Source organism: Microbacterium neimengense (genome assembly GCF_054782995.1).
The window spans coordinates 700,453-716,606 of record NZ_BAAGRK010000003.1 but is presented as its reverse complement, the minus strand read 5'-3'; the positions used below and the strand labels follow the sequence as shown (position 1 = coordinate 716,606).

18 protein-coding genes are annotated in these 16,154 nt (G+C 70.2%); 15 read left to right on the top strand and 3 right to left on the bottom strand.

Going from position 1 to position 16,154, the window contains the following annotated elements:
* The first annotated feature begins 21 nt into the window (after positions 1-21).
* From ftsH to lysS, 11 genes are all read left to right on the top strand, one after another.
* Entirely contained in the window at positions 22-2,028 is a 2,007-nt protein-coding gene (gene ftsH / locus ACYVJS_RS06195) for an ATP-dependent zinc metalloprotease FtsH (protein WP_460738744.1), read from the top strand.
* 6 nt (positions 2,029-2,034) lie between these two features.
* A complete protein-coding gene (gene folE, locus ACYVJS_RS06190; RefSeq protein ID WP_460738742.1) occupies positions 2,035-2,625 on the top strand; it encodes a GTP cyclohydrolase I in 591 nt (196 codons plus the stop codon).
* Positions 2,626-2,636: 11 nt separating this feature from the next.
* The gene (gene folP, locus ACYVJS_RS06185) at positions 2,637-3,425 is read left to right on the top strand and encodes a dihydropteroate synthase (RefSeq protein ID WP_460739868.1); all 789 of its coding nucleotides are present in this window, start codon (positions 2,637-2,639) and stop codon (positions 3,423-3,425) included.
* The gene (gene folB, locus ACYVJS_RS06180) at positions 3,422-3,793 is read left to right on the top strand and encodes a dihydroneopterin aldolase (RefSeq protein ID WP_460738740.1); all 372 of its coding nucleotides are present in this window, start codon (positions 3,422-3,424) and stop codon (positions 3,791-3,793) included. The genes folP and folB overlap by 4 nt, the downstream gene beginning before the upstream one ends.
* The gene (gene folK / locus ACYVJS_RS06175) at positions 3,790-4,314 is read left to right on the top strand and encodes a 2-amino-4-hydroxy-6-hydroxymethyldihydropteridine diphosphokinase (protein ID WP_460738738.1); all 525 of its coding nucleotides are present in this window, start codon (positions 3,790-3,792) and stop codon (positions 4,312-4,314) included. The genes folB and folK overlap by 4 nt, the downstream gene beginning before the upstream one ends.
* Positions 4,311-4,802, top strand: a complete 492-nt coding sequence (locus ACYVJS_RS06170) for a DUF3180 domain-containing protein (protein ID WP_460738736.1) — start codon at positions 4,311-4,313, stop codon at positions 4,800-4,802. The genes folK and ACYVJS_RS06170 overlap by 4 nt, the downstream gene beginning before the upstream one ends.
* Positions 4,750-5,334 (top strand): PH domain-containing protein, encoded by a 585-nt coding sequence (locus tag ACYVJS_RS06165; protein WP_460738734.1) that lies wholly within the window; start codon positions 4,750-4,752, stop codon positions 5,332-5,334. Before ACYVJS_RS06170 ends, ACYVJS_RS06165 begins: the two co-directional genes overlap by 53 nt.
* Positions 5,331-6,929, top strand: a complete 1,599-nt coding sequence (locus ACYVJS_RS06160; protein WP_460738732.1) for a PH domain-containing protein — start codon at positions 5,331-5,333, stop codon at positions 6,927-6,929. Before ACYVJS_RS06165 ends, ACYVJS_RS06160 begins: the two co-directional genes overlap by 4 nt.
* A complete protein-coding gene (locus ACYVJS_RS06155; protein WP_460738730.1) occupies positions 6,926-7,633 on the top strand; it encodes a DUF2520 domain-containing protein in 708 nt (235 codons plus the stop codon). The genes ACYVJS_RS06160 and ACYVJS_RS06155 overlap by 4 nt, the downstream gene beginning before the upstream one ends.
* Positions 7,630-8,478 carry a pantoate--beta-alanine ligase gene (panC, locus tag ACYVJS_RS06150; protein WP_460738727.1) on the top strand — a complete coding sequence of 283 codons (849 nt, stop codon included), beginning with the start codon at positions 7,630-7,632 and terminating at the stop codon, positions 8,476-8,478. Before ACYVJS_RS06155 ends, panC begins: the two co-directional genes overlap by 4 nt.
* 73 nt (positions 8,479-8,551) lie before the next feature.
* Positions 8,552-10,114 (top strand): lysine--tRNA ligase, encoded by a 1,563-nt coding sequence (lysS, locus tag ACYVJS_RS06145; protein ID WP_460738725.1) that lies wholly within the window; start codon positions 8,552-8,554, stop codon positions 10,112-10,114.
* On the opposite strand, the gene ACYVJS_RS06140 is transcribed toward lysS, so the two are convergent.
* Positions 10,107-11,231 carry a DUF4192 family protein gene (locus ACYVJS_RS06140; RefSeq protein WP_460738723.1) on the bottom strand — a complete coding sequence of 375 codons (1,125 nt, stop codon included), beginning with the start codon at positions 11,229-11,231 and terminating at the stop codon, positions 10,107-10,109. The genes lysS and ACYVJS_RS06140 overlap by 8 nt on opposite strands.
* Positions 11,232-11,330: 99 nt before the next feature.
* On the opposite strand from ACYVJS_RS06140, the gene ACYVJS_RS06135 reads away from it, so the two are divergent.
* The 4 genes from ACYVJS_RS06135 to ACYVJS_RS06120 all read left to right on the top strand — a co-directional run bounded on the left by ACYVJS_RS06135 (position 11,331) and on the right by ACYVJS_RS06120 (position 15,069).
* Complete coding sequence (locus tag ACYVJS_RS06135) at positions 11,331-11,513, top strand: hypothetical protein (protein ID WP_274286507.1); 183 nt, start codon at positions 11,331-11,333, stop codon at positions 11,511-11,513.
* Between the two features lie 67 nt (positions 11,514-11,580).
* Positions 11,581-13,050 (top strand): cardiolipin synthase, encoded by a 1,470-nt coding sequence (gene cls / locus ACYVJS_RS06130; protein WP_460738721.1) that lies wholly within the window; start codon positions 11,581-11,583, stop codon positions 13,048-13,050.
* Positions 13,051-13,166: 116 nt separating this feature from the next.
* Positions 13,167-13,865 (top strand): hypothetical protein, encoded by a 699-nt coding sequence (locus tag ACYVJS_RS06125; protein ID WP_460738719.1) that lies wholly within the window; start codon positions 13,167-13,169, stop codon positions 13,863-13,865.
* A 259-nt stretch (positions 13,866-14,124) separates the two neighbouring features.
* Entirely contained in the window at positions 14,125-15,069 is a 945-nt protein-coding gene (locus ACYVJS_RS06120) for an endonuclease domain-containing protein (protein WP_460738717.1), read from the top strand.
* Between the two features lie 188 nt (positions 15,070-15,257).
* Here the strand turns inward: ACYVJS_RS06120 and ACYVJS_RS06115 are convergent, their stop codons facing one another.
* Positions 15,258-15,488, bottom strand: coding sequence for a helix-turn-helix domain-containing protein (locus ACYVJS_RS06115; protein ID WP_460738715.1), 231 nt, complete (start codon positions 15,486-15,488; stop codon positions 15,258-15,260).
* Positions 15,485-16,105 (bottom strand): hypothetical protein, encoded by a 621-nt coding sequence (locus tag ACYVJS_RS06110; RefSeq protein WP_460738713.1) that lies wholly within the window; start codon positions 16,103-16,105, stop codon positions 15,485-15,487. The genes ACYVJS_RS06115 and ACYVJS_RS06110 overlap by 4 nt, the downstream gene beginning before the upstream one ends.
* Positions 16,106-16,154: the final 49 nt, after the last annotated feature.

The following is a 16,154-nucleotide window of genomic DNA, read 5'->3' as shown; positions in this document are numbered from 1 at the left end:
GGGCCGGGGTCTCCCCGCGAAATGGACTTCAAGAAGATCACGCGCAACCCGCTCCTGTACGTTCTGGTGATCGGGCTGTTCCTCATCGTTGGTTTCTCGCTCATCTCGAGCCTGGGGGCGGCGAAGCAGATCACGACCCAGCAGGGCCTCGAACTGCTCAGCGGCTCGACGGTCACCGAGGTGACCAACACCGACGGTGACCAGCGCGTCGACCTGAAGCTCTCCCAGCCCTACGAGGGCGCGAACGACGTGCAGTTCTACTACGTCGGTGCCCGCGCCGACGAGGTGGTCCAGGCCATCGACGCCGCCAAGCCGTCCGACGGCTACAACGACGTCGTCCCGCGTGCGACCTGGTTCGACGGGCTCATCTCGCTCCTGCTGCCGATCCTGCTGCTCGGCATCATCTTCTGGTTCCTGATCTCCTCCGCGCAGGGCGGCGGCAGCAAGGTCATGCAGTTTGGCAAGTCGCGCGCGAAGCTCGTGACCAAGGAGTCCCCGACCGTCACCTTCCAGGATGTGGCCGGCTCCGACGAGGCCATCGAAGAGATGCAGGAGATCAAGGACTTCCTGAAGGACCCCACCAAGTTCCAGGCGCTGGGTGCCCGCATCCCGAAGGGCGTGCTGCTGTACGGCCCTCCCGGAACCGGTAAGACCCTGCTGGCGCGCGCCGTCGCCGGCGAGGCGGGCGTGCCGTTCTACTCGATCTCGGGCTCCGACTTCGTCGAGATGTTCGTCGGCGTCGGCGCCAGCCGCGTGCGCGACCTGTTCAACCAGGCCAAGGAGAGTGCCCCGGCGATCATCTTCATCGACGAGATCGACGCCGTCGGTCGTCACCGCGGTGCCGGTCTCGGCGGCGGTCACGATGAGCGCGAGCAGACGCTGAACCAGATGCTCGTCGAGATGGACGGCTTCGACCCCAAGGCGAACGTCATCGTCATCGCCGCGACGAACCGTCCCGACATCCTCGACCCGGCGCTTCTGCGTCCGGGCCGCTTCGACCGTCAGATCGGCGTCGACGCCCCCGACCTCAAGGGGCGTAAGCAGATCCTCGAGGTGCACGGCCGCGGCAAGCCGCTCGCGGATTCGGTCGACCTCGAGGTCGTCGCCCGCAAGACCCCCGGTTTCACCGGTGCCGACCTCGCCAATGTGCTCAACGAGGCCGCCCTGCTCACGGCCCGCTCCGACGCTCAGCTCATCGACAATCGCGCCCTCGACGAGGCGATCGACCGTGTCATCGCGGGTCCGCAGCGTCGCACGCGCGTCATGAGGGACAAGGAGAAGCTCATCACGGCGTACCACGAGGGCGGTCACGCGCTCGCGGCGGCGGCGATGAACCACACCGATCCGGTCACGAAGGTCACCATCCTCCCGCGCGGCAAGGCGCTGGGCTACACGATGGTGCTGCCGCTCGACGACAAGTACTCCGTCACCCGCAACGAGCTGCAGGACCAGCTGACGTACGCGATGGGTGGTCGCGTGGCCGAGGAGATCGTCTTCCACGACCCGACCACGGGGGCCTCGAACGACATTGAGAAGGCCACCAGCATCGCGCGCAAGATGGTCACCGAGTACGGCATGACCACGGATGTGGGACCGGTCAAGCTCGGCGGGTCCTCGGGCGAGGTCTTCATGGGCCGCGACATGGGCCACGGCCGCGACTTCAGTGAGCGGGTGGCCGAGCGCGTCGACGTGCAGGTGCGGGCTCTCATCGAGCAGGCCCACAACGAGGCATACCAGGTCATCAACGACAACCGCGACATCCTCGACAAGCTCGCCCTGGAGCTCCTCGAGAAGGAGACCCTGGATCACATCGAGCTCGCCGAGATCTTCTCGGACGTGAAGCGGCTGCCCCCGCGTCCGCAGTGGCTGTCCAGCTCCGAGCGCCCGGTCTCACCGCTGCCGCCCGTCGACGTGCCGGCGCGCGCGCCGCAGGTCGGTGTGGCCGCAGCGCAGGAGGCGGGTGCGGCGGCCACCCCCGCGACGCCGCGTCAGCGTCCGTCGGGTCAGGCTCGTCCCGCGACCGCGTAGGCCGTCGTGGCCGTCGACCGCCCTCGCGTCGCGGACCTCGTCCGCCAGCTGCTCGAGGCGATCGGGGAGAATCCCGACCGTCCCGGGCTGAAGCAGACCCCGCATCGCGTGGCAGAGCTGTACGCCGACTTCTTCGCCGGCGTCGGTGAGGACGCATCCGAACCGCTCTCACACACCATCTCGGTGGCGCAGGGGCCGGCGCCGGAGACGCTCCCCTCGGGACCCGTCGTGCTGCGCGACGTCCGCTTCCGGTCGGTGTGCGAGCACCACCTCCTCCCCTTCGCGGGCAAGGCGCACCTCGCCTACCTGCCCGCCGAGCGCGTGGTCGGACTCGGGGCGCTGCCGCGTGTCGTCGACATCCTCGCGTCCCGCCCGCAGGTGCAGGAGCGCCTCGGCGAGCAGATCGCGGATGCGATCGCGAACGGGTTGGATGCGCGCGGGGTGCTGGTCGTGCTCGAGGCGTCGCACGAGTGCGTCACGATGCGCGGCGGACGCCAGGTCGACGCGACCACGGTGACCATCGCCGCCCGCGGCGAGTTCGCTGAACCCGCGGCCCGCGCCGAACTCATCGCGCTGATCGCAGGAGGAGCCTCGTGAGCTGTCTCATCATGGGCATCGTCAACGTGACGCCCGACTCCTTCAGCGACGGGGGCCGTTTCCTCGCGCACGAGGAGGCGGTGCGCCACGCGCTGCGCCTGGTCGGCGAGGGCGCCCAGATCATCGACGTGGGCGGCGAGTCCACCCGGCCCGGAGCGGAGCGGGTCGGTGTCGAGGTCGAGCAGGAGCGCATCCTGCCGGTCGTACACGCGCTCACCGAGTCCGGGGTGGCCGTCAGCGTCGACACGATGAACGCGGCGACCGCCGCCGCCGCCGTGGCCGCGGGTGCCCGGATCATCAACGACGTCTCCGGCGGCCTGTCGGATCCTTCGATCCTGGATGTGGCCGCCGACGCGAACGTGGACATCGTGCTGGGGCACTGGCGGGGCCACTCCGACGACATGTATGCCCCGGCGCAGTACCGCGACCTGGCCCGCGAGGTGACGGGAGAGCTCATCGCACGGATGGAGGCCGCCGCATCCGCCGGCATCCCGCCGTCTCGTCTGGTGCTCGACCCCGGCGTCGGCTTCGCCAAGCGAGGCGCGCAGAACTGGGAGATGCTGCGGGCGCTGCCGCAGGTCGTCGGGATCGGTCCGCGCGTGCTCGTGGGCACGAGCCGCAAGCGATTCCTCGGCGAGACGCTCGGCACGGACGACCTTGCTCGCCGCGACCGGGCCACCGCCGTCACCAGTGCGCTGTCCGCTCACGCCGGGGTGTGGGGGGTGCGCGTCCACGATGTGCAGGCCACCGCCGACGCCCTCGCGATCGCGGAGGCGTGGGGTTCGGGAGGAGCAGGATGAGCCGCGACACGATCACCCTCACAGGCCTGCGCGCCCTCGGCTTCCACGGCGTCTATCCCGATGAGAAGCGCGACGGGCAGGAGTTCGTCGTCGATGTGACGATGCGCCTCGACCTCGCCCCCGCAGCTGTGAGCGACGACGTCGCCGACACGGTGCACTACGGCGAGATCGCCGAAGAGGTCGTGGCCGTCGTGACGGGCGAACCGGTCGATCTCATCGAGACGCTCGCCGCCCGCATCGCCGCCGTCGTGCTGGCGCGCCCGCTCGTCGACGAGGTCACGGTCACCGTGCACAAGCCGCAGGCGCCCATCACGGTTCCCTTCGCCGACGCCGCCGTGACGATCGTGCGCGCCCGGGGGGACCGATGAGCCGCCGACTCGCGCAGGGCTTCGACGGCTCGTCGGCACCGGCGGAGGCCGCATCCGTCACGGCGGTGATCGCGCTGGGCTCCAACCTCGGCGACCGCGGCGCGCTGCTCGACGAGGCGGCGGCCGATCTCGCTCGGCTGCCGCTGACGACGAACGTGCGCGTCGCCCCCGTCATGGAGACCGTGGCGGTTCGCCCTGACGGACCCGACCCCGACGCCCCGCGCTATCTCAACACCGTCGCGCTCGTGGACACCCGCCTCGCCCCGTCCGTGCTGCTGGAGTTCCTCCACCGCATCGAGGCCGATCACGGCCGGCGTCGGCGCGAGCGATGGGGTGATCGCACGCTCGATCTCGATCTCATCGCCCACGGCGACGTGCGCTCGACGACGCCGACGCTCGTGCTGCCGCATCCGCGGGCCGGCGAGCGCGACTTCGTCCTGCGGCCCTGGCTCGCCCTCGACGCGGACGCGGTGCTGCCCGGCGTCGGCCGCGTCGCCGACCTCGCTGAGGCCCTGTCATGAAGCGCACCTCGCCCGCCTCCCTCGCGATCGCCGTCGTGCTCGGCGCCGGCGTCGGTTTCCTCATCGACCAGGTGCTGACGGCATCCGGTCAGGCGACCTTCACCCCCGTTCTGACGCTGCCGATCCTCCTCGCGCTGCTCGGCGCGCTGGCGCTCGCACTGGGGATCGGGGTGCGGCGCGCGAGTCGTGGGCACTCGGCCACGCCGCTCGACCCGTTCCGCGCCGTGCGCATCGCGATGCTCGCCAAGGCCGCGAGTATCGTCGGTGCGGCGATGGGCGGCGTCGCCATCGGGCTCTCCGTCTTCCTGCTGACGCGGCCCGTGATCCCCTCGGTAGGCTCGTTCAGCACCCTGATCGCGACGATCGTGGCCTGCGTCTTCCTCGTGGTGGCCGCATTGGTGGCCGAGAGTCTGTGCACGATCCGGAAGGACGACGATGACGAACCCGACGCCGGGAGCCCCGGAGGCGACACCCTCTCCCACCTCTGACGAGGCGGCGCTGGATGCGGGCACGTTCGACGAGCTGCTCGAGTCCCGCCGAGAGGGACTCTTCGTGCGCGACGGCTCGTGGCACCAGCTCGCCCGCGCGTACCGGACCGTGCAGCTGATCTCACTCGCGGCCGGGTTCGTGCTCGTGGCGGTCGCGGCGCCGATCATCGCGGCGGTGACGGGCACCGGCTGGGTATGGATCCCCGCGGGTGTGCTGCTGGTCGTGCTGGCCATCACGCTCATCCTGACCCCGCGCCAGATCCGCTCGTTCGGTTACCGGCTGCGCGAGAACGATCTCGTGCTGCGCCGCGGCATCCTCTTCCAGCGCGTCGTCGCCGTTCCCTACGGCCGTATGCAGCTCGTCGACATCACCCACGGCCCGCTCGACCGGGCCTTCGGCATCGCGCAACTCAAGCTCGTGACCGCTGCCGCCGCATCCGCCGTCGTGATCCCGGGGCTCACGCAGGACGCGGCCGAGAAGCTGCGCGACGTGCTCATCGCCGTCGCGGAATCCCGGCGGACGGGACTGTGACCGAACCGGATGCGGGCCGTTCCGCGCTGAGCGACGGCGAGTGGCATCGGCTGCACCCGCTGACGCCCCTGCTGAGAGGCGGACTGTTCCTGGTGGTCGTCCTCGGCTTCGTGGTCGCCAACCTGCGGGATCGGCTGATCGAGATCTTCGCCCCCTGGCTGGCTCCCGGGTTCTCGGGCCCGGTTCCGGGCGACCCTGTGGACTACGTGCTCGGGCACGACCTCGTGCTGCTCGCGCTGGGCGTCGTGCTGCTGGTGGTCGTCGCCCTCATCCTCGTGTTCTGGATGTCGTGGCGCTTCCACACCTTCCGCATCACGGGCGACGACGTCGAGGTGCGCTCCGGTGTCGTCTTCCGCACCAACCGTCGGGCACCCCTCGACCGCGTGCAGGGCGTGAACCTCACGCGTCCCCTCGTGGCACGCCTGCTCGGTCTCGCCAAGCTCGAGGTCGTCGGTGCCGGCCTCGACGCGAACGTGCGCCTCGAATACCTCTCGACCTCGAACGCGGAACAGGTGCGCGCCGACATCCTGCGGCTCGCATCCGGCCGCACGCTCGGCGAGAGCCGCCCGAGCGGCGCCGGCGCCGCAACGTCGTGGCGCTCGGCGGCTGTGCAGACCGCCTCGCAGGCGATGGATTCGCTCGTGGCGGGAACCGACGAGCCCGAGGTGGAACCCGCATCCGTCGTTCGCATCCCGGCCGGGCGGGTCATCGGCTCCATGCTCCTGCGCGACTCGACCGTGGTGGTGTTGGCGGTCATGATCGCGCTCGTCGTCTGGGCGGCGACGGGGCCCGGATGGCTCGTGTTCGCCATTCTCCCCACGATGATCGGGTTCGCGACCTATATCGGGCGGGGAACGGTCCGTGCGCTGCGCTACGCGATCGCGCCGACCGACCACGGCGTGCGCATCGTTTTCGGCATCCTCACGACCGTCACCGAGATCCTTCCGCCGGGTCGGGTGCACGCTGTGCGTGTGCACCAGCCGATCCTCTGGCGCCCCGCGGGATGGTGGACGATCACGGTCAACCGGCTGTCCGGCTCCCGCGCGGGCCAGGAGGCGGCGGAGGCATTCACTCGCGTGCTGCCGGTCGGCACCCGCGAGGACGCGGAGCGGGTCGTGGCGCTGCTGCTGCCCTGGCTCGACGACGCCGAACGCGCGCTCCTGTTCGACCGCGGTCTGCTCGGCGCCGACGGCGACCCCGCCTTCACGACCACGCCGGGTCGTGCCCGCATCCTGCGCCCCGTGTCGTGGCGGCGCAACGGCTTCGCGCTCACGGATGCGGCGCTGTTCCTGCGGCGCGGGAGATTCTGGCGTTCGCTCGTCGTCGTGCCGCTCGCCCGGCTGCAGTCCATCGCGCTGCAGCAGGGGCCCCTCGACCGCGCGTTGCGCGTGGCCTCGACCCGTGCGCACACCGTCGCCGGAGCGGTCGACACCAGCCTCGGGGGCATCGATGTCGAGGCCGCGCGCGGGATGTTCGAAGAGGTGGCGCGCCGAGCGGTGACGGCGGCCCGCACCGACAGATCGCACCGGTGGTTCGTCGAGGACACGGCGACGCTCGCGCGCGGCGAGGAACGAGACGAGGAGGAGAACGGATGAGGCGAGACGGCCGTCTGGGCGTCGGAGTGATCGGTGCGGGCCGGGTGGGACCCATCATGGCGGCCGCTCTCGGTGGTGCGGGGCACGCGCTCACCGGCATCACCGCCGGCAGCGATCAGGACCGCGTGGAGGCGATCCTGCCCGGGGTGCCGGTGCTGGATGCGGCCGAGATCCTGCGGCGCAGCGAGCTCGTGGTGCTCGCCGTCCCGCACGACGAGCTCCCGTCCCTCGTCGCAGGTCTCGCCGAGCTCGGCGGCTGGCAGCCGGGGCAGCTCGTGCTGCACACCGACCCGGGGTACGGCACCGAGGTGCTGGCACCTGCGCAGCGGCTCGGCGCGATCGGCCTGGCGGTGCATCCGGCCATCACGTTCACGGGGACCACGATCGACCTGCGCCAGCTCGCCGCCTCCTACGCCGCCGTCACGGCGCCCGCGGCGGTGCTGCCGATCGCTCAGGCACTCGCCGTCGAGATCGGCTGCGAGCCCGTGGTCATCGCCGAGGCCGACCGCCCCGCCTATGCGGAGGCGATCGCGACCGCAACCGAGTTCTCCCGCGTGATCGTGCAGCAGGCGACAGGTCTGCTCGCGGGCATCGGCGTCGAGAACCCGGGCGGGTACCTCTCGGCCCTCGTGCGTTCGACGGTCGACCACGCCCTGACACGCGCGGATCCGCGCGGACCCGTGGGCGATACGATCGACGGATGATCCGCACCATCGCGGAGCTGCGCACCCGACTGGCAGACGCCAGAGCCGCGGCTCCCCAGGGCACGCGTGTCGCACTCGTCTCGACGATCGGTGCGCTGCACGACGGCCACACAGACCTCATCCGCACCGCGCGCGAGAGCGCCGGAATCGTGGTCGTCTCCTCCTTCGTGAACCCGCTGCGCTTCGCCACGCACGCCGAGTACGAGGCCTATCCGCGCACGCCCGAGGCGGATGCCGCGCTGCTCGAGCGCCTGGGCGTCGACCTCGTGTTCGCTCCGGATGCGGCCGAGCTGCTGCCCGCGGGCAAGGCCACGACCAAGGTGAGCGCGGGCGATCTCGGCCTGCGTTACGAGGGCCGGGTGCGCCCGTTCTACTTCGACGGGCTGCTGACGGTCGAGGCGCAGCTGCTGAACATCGTGCGCCCCGATGTCGCCGTCTACGGCGAGCGCGACCGCCAGCGCGTGTTCCTCGTGCGCCGGATGGTGCGCGACCTCTTCTTCGACGTCGAGATCGTCGAAGCCGAGACGGTGCGCAGCGAAGACGGCGTGCCGATCTCGACGCGGCTCGCGACCCTCGACGCCGCCGACCGCGCTGCGGCGGCGCTGCTGCCGCGGGCGCTCGAGGCCGCCGCATCCAACGCCGACCGCGACGTCGACGCGTGCATCGCGGCGGCGCAGAGCGCGCTCATGGGCGAGTCCCGCATCCGGCTCGAGTACCTCAACGTCGTCGACCCGAGGACGTTCCTGCCCGTCGACGAGGGCCACCAAGGGCCTGCGCTGGCACTCATCGCCGCGACCGTCGGCCGTCACCGCTTCGTCGACAACGCCGAGATCTTCGTGCGCTGAGCCCGTTCGCGGGCAACCGGGCACCGCAGGCGCCCCGGATAGACTTGACGGCGACTTCCGAGGAGCCCCCACGATGACCTCTCAGCCCGAGAACACCGCGCCCGCCGAGACCCCCGAAGAGGACGTCTTCGAGCAGAAGGCGGTGCGACTGGCCAAGCGCGAGCGACTCATCGCGGAGCGGACGGATGCGGCAGGCGGCGCCTATCCGGTCTCCGTCGCCGTGACCGACACGATCCCCGCGCTGCGGGAGCGCTTCGCCAGCCTCGAGGCGGGCGAGGAGACCGGCGTCGTCGCCGGTGTCGCCGGCCGCGTCGTCTTCAGCCGCAACACCGGCAAGCTCTGCTTCGCGTCGTTGCAGTCGGGCGACGGGAGCCGCATCCAGGCCATGGTCTCGCTCGCCGCCGTCGGCGAGGAGTCGCTGCAGCGCTGGAAGGAGCTCGTCGACCTCGGTGACCACGTGTTCGTGCGCGGCCAGGTCATCTCCAGCCGCCGCGGCGAGCTGTCCATCATGGTGGAGGAATGGCAGATCGCGTCGAAGGCGCTGTTGCCGCTGCCGAACCTGCACTCCGAGCTGAACGAGGAGACGCGCGTACGCTCGCGCTTCCTCGATCTCATCGTGCGCGACCAGGCGCGGGCGACCGTGCGCACCCGCGCCGCGGTCAACGCGAGCCTGCGTGAGACCTTCGCGGGGCACGAGTTCATCGAGGTCGAGACGCCCATGCTGCAGGTGCAGCACGGTGGCGCGTCGGCGCGTCCGTTCGTGACGCACTCCAACGCCTTCGACACCGAGCTGTACCTCCGCATCGCACCCGAACTGTTCCTCAAGCGCGCCGTGGTCGGCGGACTCGACCGGGTCTTCGAGATCAACCGCAACTTCCGCAACGAGGGCGCCGACTCGACCCACAGCCCCGAGTTCGCGATGCTCGAGGCCTATGAGTCGTACAGCGACTACAACGGCATCGCCGACCTCACGCAGGAGCTCATCCAGAACGCCGCCGCGGCCACGAACCGTCTCGCCGGACGTCCGGAGGCGGGCCACGTCGTGACCTGGGCCGACGGCACGGAGTACGACCTCGGGGGCGACTGGGACCGCATCTCGATGTACGACTCGCTCAACGAGGCGCTCGCCGCATCCGAGATCGACGCCGAGCCCATCACTCCGCAGACGTCCGTCGCCGAGCTGGCCCGCATCGCCGCGGCCGCCGGCGTCGACGAACCGCCGCACGCGACGCACGGCAAGTACGTCGAAGAGCTGTGGGAGCACTTCGTGAAGACGCACCTGGTGCGCCCGACGTTCGTCATGGACTTCCCGCTCGATACCAGCCCACTCGTGCGCGAGCACCGCTCGATCCCCGGTGTCGTGGAGAAGTGGGACCTCTACGTGCGCGGCTTCGAGCTCGCGACCGGCTACTCCGAGCTCATCGACCCGGTCATCCAGCGCGAGCGCTTCGTCGAGCAGGCGAAGCTCGCCGCGCGGGGCGACGACGAGGCCATGCGCATCGACGAGGAGTTCCTGCGGGCGATGGAGCACGGCATGCCCCCCATGGGCGGCATGGGCATGGGCATCGACCGGCTGCTGATGGCCGTGACCGGTCTCGGTATCCGCGAGACCATCCTCTTCCCGCTCGTCAAGTGAGTCGGCCGGGCTGACCCCGGAATGCCCAGTCGGGCAGGTGGCCCGCGTCGACCATCGACAGCACGATGAGCGACAGGCCGTGCTCCGCGTCGATCGCGAGCGCCTGCTCGCAGTAGCGCGCGGCATGGGTGGAACGCCCGAGCGCCCAGGAGAGCCAGGCGCTCGCCGCCAACGCTCCGGGACGATACGCGGCGGGGGCGGACGCGGCCGCGAGTCGGCATACCTCGAGGGCGCCCGTGAGGCGATCGATGTCGGGGCGGGCCCCCTCGCCCATCATCCACGCGCCCAGCTCGTCCGGATACGCGACACCGGCCTCCCACTCCTGCTGGGCGGTGAGGGCGGCGTCCCCGCCGTCGATGCCGCGCACCCACGTCGCCAGCGCGATGTCGCGGAGCGCAGGGCGCTGGAGGCACCAGATCAGCAGCGCGAGATCCTGCACGTCGGCGTGCTCCGCGTCGGGCGCGTCGCCTGGCGACGGCACCGCACCGCGGGGCGGGATCCAGGTCTCGAAGAAGGCGGGCAGATCCTCCAGAGCGAGCGATGCGACGAGAGCATCGGGATGGATGCGGGCGTCCGCCGGGCGCGACCCGTTCAGCACCCAGTCCAGCGCACGGGCGCACTCCGTCAGCGCCCGGCCGACCCGCTCGCTCCGCGCGAGGTCGACGTGCGGCAGGTACGCTCCCGCGCCTTGGTCGGCGGCGGGGCGGTTCGCGCCCGCATCCGTATCGCCCGCGATCGTCCCGCCGAGTGCGGGATCGAGATAGGAGCGCCAGCGCCCGGACGCGATGTGGAGCGCGTCGATGCGACGCAGCCCGCACGCTTGCGCCCTGACCTCCAAGGCCGCGACGAGCTCCGCGTGCGTCACGGCTTCGGCGTCGTCGTACACGAGCACGGCGTAGGCGTCGGTGTGCTCGACTCGGCAGGCGAAGCCGATGAGGGTCGAGGCCACCGCATCCGTGTCGGCCGCTGCGGGCGGCAGGTCGACACGCAGTCCGCCGGCGGTGCGCCCCGCGCTGAAGGGGATCAGCACGACACTGCGTCGCGGCTCGTAGCCGAGCAGCCGAGGAACGAGAGAGAGGAAGTCGGCCGCATCCCGGGCCTTGATGATCGTGGTCATGCGTCGAGGCTGCGCGCTCGTGGCCGGCGGGAGCCGAACCCACAGGCCGCCGCGCCGGGGCCCGGCCGGTGTGGAGAAGCCGTCGCGTACCATGGAGGCGTGGAGAACATCTGGGTCGCGGCGCTGTGGTCGATTCTGCCGACCATCGTCGTGACGGCGACGTTCTTCTTCATCGTGCGTTCGATCCTGCGCATGGACCGCACCGAGCGGCGCGTGTACTCGGAGATCGAGGCCGAGGAACGCGCCAAGCGCGGCCTGCCTCCGGTCGCCTCCGACCACTGAGCGCGCACCACGCGGCCATCCCGCGCCCTGCCAGTACGCTGAGCAGGATGCGGGCGGGGGAGACGGCATGATCAACATCGACATCGATCTCGGATCGTGGTGGCTGATCGCGGTCTTCGTCTTCGACGTCGTGATCCGCATCGCGGCGATCATCATCGTCCCCCGCAACCGACGCCCCACGGCGGCCATGGCGTGGCTGCTGGCGATCTACTTCATCCCCGTGATCGGCGTGGTGCTGTTTCTGGTGATCGGCACGCCGCGGCTGCCGCGCAAGCGCCGCCGCAAACAGCGCGCGATCAACGAGTACATCCAGCAGGCCACGGCGGGGCTCGATCACGGCACGCTGCGTCCCGGTGCTCCGGGCTGGTTCACCTCGCTCGTGCGGCTGAACACGAACCTCGGGGCCATGCCGCTCTCCGGCGACAACGAGGCGCACCTCATCGCCGACTACCAGGAGAGCCTGGACGCGATGGCCGACGCCATCCGCAGCGCCCGGCGCTACGTGCACGTCGAGTTCTACATCCTTCAATCGGATGCCTCGACCGACAACTTCTTCCGCGCGCTCGAGGAGGTCCGCGAGCGGGGCGTCACGGTACGCGTGCTGCTGGATCACTGGGCCAACCGGGGCAAGCCGTTCTACCGGCGCACGCTGAAACGCCTGGACGCGATGGGGGCGCAGTGGCATCTGATGCTGCCCGTGCAGCCGCTGCGCGGCAAGTATCAGCGCCCCGACCTGCGCAATCACCGCAAGCTCCTCGTCATCGACGGCGACATCGCCTTCATGGGTTCGCAGAACGTCACCGATTCGACGTACAACCTGCGCAAGAACATCCGCCGCGGCCTGCACTGGGTCGATCTCATGGTGCGCCTCGAGGGGCCCGTCGTCGGCAGCGTCAACGCGGTCTTCCTCTCCGACTGGTACAGCGAGACCGACGAGCTGTTGACGGAGGAGGTCGACGAGTTCGACCTGCGCCAGGCCACCGGTGACCTCGACTGCCAGATCGTGCCGAGCGGTCCAGGGTTCGAGTTCGAGAACAACCTGCGCCTGTTCCTCGGGCTCATGTACGCGGCGAAGGAACGGATCATCCTCGTCAGCCCGTACTTCGTGCCGGACGAGTCCATCCTCAACGCCATCACGACCGCCTGCCATCGCGGCGTCGAAGTCGAGCTGTTCGTCTCCGAAGAGGGCGACCAGGCGATGGTCTACCACGCTCAGCGCAGCTACTACGAGGTGCTGCTGCGCGCGGGCGTGCGCATCTGGATGTACCGCAAGCCCTACATCCTGCACACCAAGGCCATGACGATCGACGACGAGGTCGCGGTCATCGGATCGAGCAACATGGACATGCGCTCGTTCGGTCTGAACATGGAGATCTCGATGCTCGTGCGCGGCGAGGAGTTCGTCGACGAGATGCGGCAGGTCGAGGACCACTACCGCAACCTCAGCACCGAACTCACCCTCGAGGAGTGGCTACGCCAGCCCCTGCGCTCGACGGTGCTCGACAACCTCGCCCGGCTGACGTCCGCCCTGCAGTAGCGGCGATCGTGACCGGGCCGTTACCGGGCTTTCCGGTGATGCGCAGGCCACTGCGACAGGATGAGAGGCCGGAGGCCGCATCGCGGCCGCATCCGCAGATCTTCGAGGGAGCCGTCATGCGCCGCACCACGACCCTGCTCACCGTCACCGGCTCGTTGCTCATCGCCGCCGGCATGCTGACCGGATGCGTCGGCGAACCCGCGCCCGGCGAGTCGGCCGTCGCCGACCTGCAGGTGGATGCGGGGTGGGTCGACGGCGGCCGCATGATCGCGGTCGTGACCGAGGGCAGTTCCACCTGCGCGCCGGTCGCCGAGGAGGCCGTTCTCACCGACGGCGTCGTCTCGGTGACGCTGGCCGACCCCGCCACCGACGCCGACCGACCCTGCACCGCCGACATCGCTGAGCGCGTCACGCTCGTGGGAGTGCCTGAGGGCGTCGATCCCGCGCAGGCGACGCGTGTGGATGTGACGTTCGGCAACGCGTCCGGCAGTATCGAGCTGCCCGGGGCGGAGGGGCTCGCAGGGCCCGGCACCCAGACCGACTTCCTGCCGAGCGCGGGATGGCTCACCTCGGGCGGATTCGCGCTCGTGACGTGGGGTTCCTCCTCCTGTGCGCCCGTCGTGGACACGATCACGAAGACGACGGACGCCGAGATCACGCTCACCTTCCAGGCCCCGGCCGCGGACCGCGCCTGCACGATGGACATGGCCCCGCGTGCGCTGATCGGCTCCGCCGAGGGCGTGGCCGAGGGGCCCGGTGTCGAGCTGGTGCTGGTGGGCGACACGTTCGAGAACACCCGCGTCCCCGTCCTCTGACCGGTCCTCGCTGATGCCGTCGAACGTCAGTTGCTTCGCCTGCCCCAGATCGACGAAATCGGCTCGATCTGGGACAGGCGAGCGGCTCGTCCGGATGCTCGCCTGTCACAAATCGATCGCTTCGGCTCGATCTGTGACAGGGGAGTCTTGGGGGCTCGCGCACCGTGCGGCGCGGGTGCGTTCCTCCACACGTGCGCGCCGCGGCGTGTCGATGTGGGGATGACCCGCCGTCGGCCCGGCGTGCATCCAGTGTGGAGCCGTGTCAGGAGACATCCCCTACGAGCTCGGACCCGCATTTCGTGTGGGTGCCGCACGGAAACTCGGCGTTTCCGAGGCGACGCTACGTGCGCCCGATCTGCTGCGTCCGTTCCACGGAGTGCGCGCGAAGGAGCGTGAGCTCCCTGCGCAGTGGCGCGGCGGTCTGCTTGGCGTCCATGAGGCTCGCCACATCGGACGAGCCTTAGATTTCGCGACTCAGATGGGCGCACATGAGTTCTTCACCCACGCGACGGCGGCGGTTCTCCTCGGGCTGCCGTTGCCGCCGCGCCTGGTTCGCGACGACGAGGTGCACGTGGGGGTGTTGGCCCCGCGGCGTCCTCCGCGGGGACGCGGTGTGGCCGGTCATCAAGCGGTCCCCGACCTCACCTCGGTCATCCAGCATCGCGAAACGGGTCTGCGTCTCACCTCGCCGGCGACGACCTGGGCGATGCTGGCCGCATCCCTCCGCCATCCCTACGACGTCGTGGCCGTCGGTGACGCGGTCTTGCGCGACTGGCGGCTCGAGCCGCTGGCGTCGATTTCCGAGATGAGCCGAGCAGCGGATGCGGGGCGGAGGGTGGGGGTGGCGCGTCTCCGGGAGGCACTCCCACGTTTGCGTGCCAGATCGGGGTCGCGACCGGAGACATGGCTCCGGCTCACGATCGTCGATGCAGGATTGCCCGAGCCCGATCTCAACGTCGACGTGTTCGTGGCAGGCGAGTACCTCGCGTGCGTCGACCTCGCGTATCCGGAGCGTCGCATCGCGTTCGAGTACGAGGGTGAGCACCACCTGCGTGACCCGCGCCAGTGGGCGTCGGACATCGAGCGCTACGAGCGTCTCGCCGCGGCCGGGTGGCTCGTCATCCGGGCAACGAAGCAGGACGTCTTCGAGCAGCCCGGTCGCCTCATGGCGCGGGTGCGTCGCGCGCTCGCATCTCGGGGGTGATGTCCGGCCGCGGCGGTCGTGCTCGCCTGTCACAGGTCGACGCCGATTACGCGATCTGTGACAGGCGAGCAGCAGTAAGCCTCGTTCCCCTGTCACAGATCGAGGAAGAGTGGTCGATCTGTGACAGGGGAACGGATGCGTCGGGCGCAGGGTCGGGGGAAGCGGAGACTGGGAACACTCGAGCGGGGTCAGTCCTGGCGGACGAGGAGGTCGCCGATCTCACAGTCCAGAGCCCGGCAGATCGCCGACAGTGTCGAGTAACGGATGGCGCGGGCACGGTCGTTCTTGAGCACCGACAGGTTGACCACCGAGACCCCCACCGCGCGGGACAGCTCCGCCAGCGTCATCCCGCGCTCGGTCAGCAGCTCGTCGAGCCGGCAGTGGACACCGCTGGGGCCGTCGTCCTCGGCGGGGCTCATACGAGGCCTTCGGTGTCGCGCTGCAGCCGGTCGCCGACTGTGAACACGGTGCTGGCCATCGCCACGATGAAGGCGGCGAGGATGACGGGCGGCAGGTCCACGCTCATGACGGGGTTGTCGAACGTGCCCTGCGAGATGTCGCGGAACGCATCGTTGGCGACGATGTTGCCGAAGAACGGGACTCCGAACAGTCCTGCGAGTCCCGACGCGCCCGCGGCGACCACGAGCACCGTGTTGCGACCGTTGAACACGCGCCCTCGCATGACCGACAGCGTCACCAGCAGCAGACACACGACGACCGCGGTGACGGATGCGGCGAGCACGAGCTGCTGGATCACCAGCGCGCCCGTGCCGGTGACCGACAGGCTGCTCGGGGTGATCCACGCGCGCTCCAGCAGGATGTCGCGCATCGCCCCGTCGGGACCGATGGGAGCGGGGACCGTGGTGTCGGAGAACAGCGCCTCGACGGGGAGTGCCTTGCCGCTGAGTGCGTCGACGATCCGCCCGATCGCGAAGAAGAGCGTGACACCGACGACCGCGATCCCGGCGCCGACGAAGATCCACATCGCGGCGATGTCGCTGCCGCGCAGCACGCGGGCTTGAGTGAGGGTGGTCATGGGGTCCTCCCTGGCATATCGAATATCGTTGTTATCGAAAAACGATATG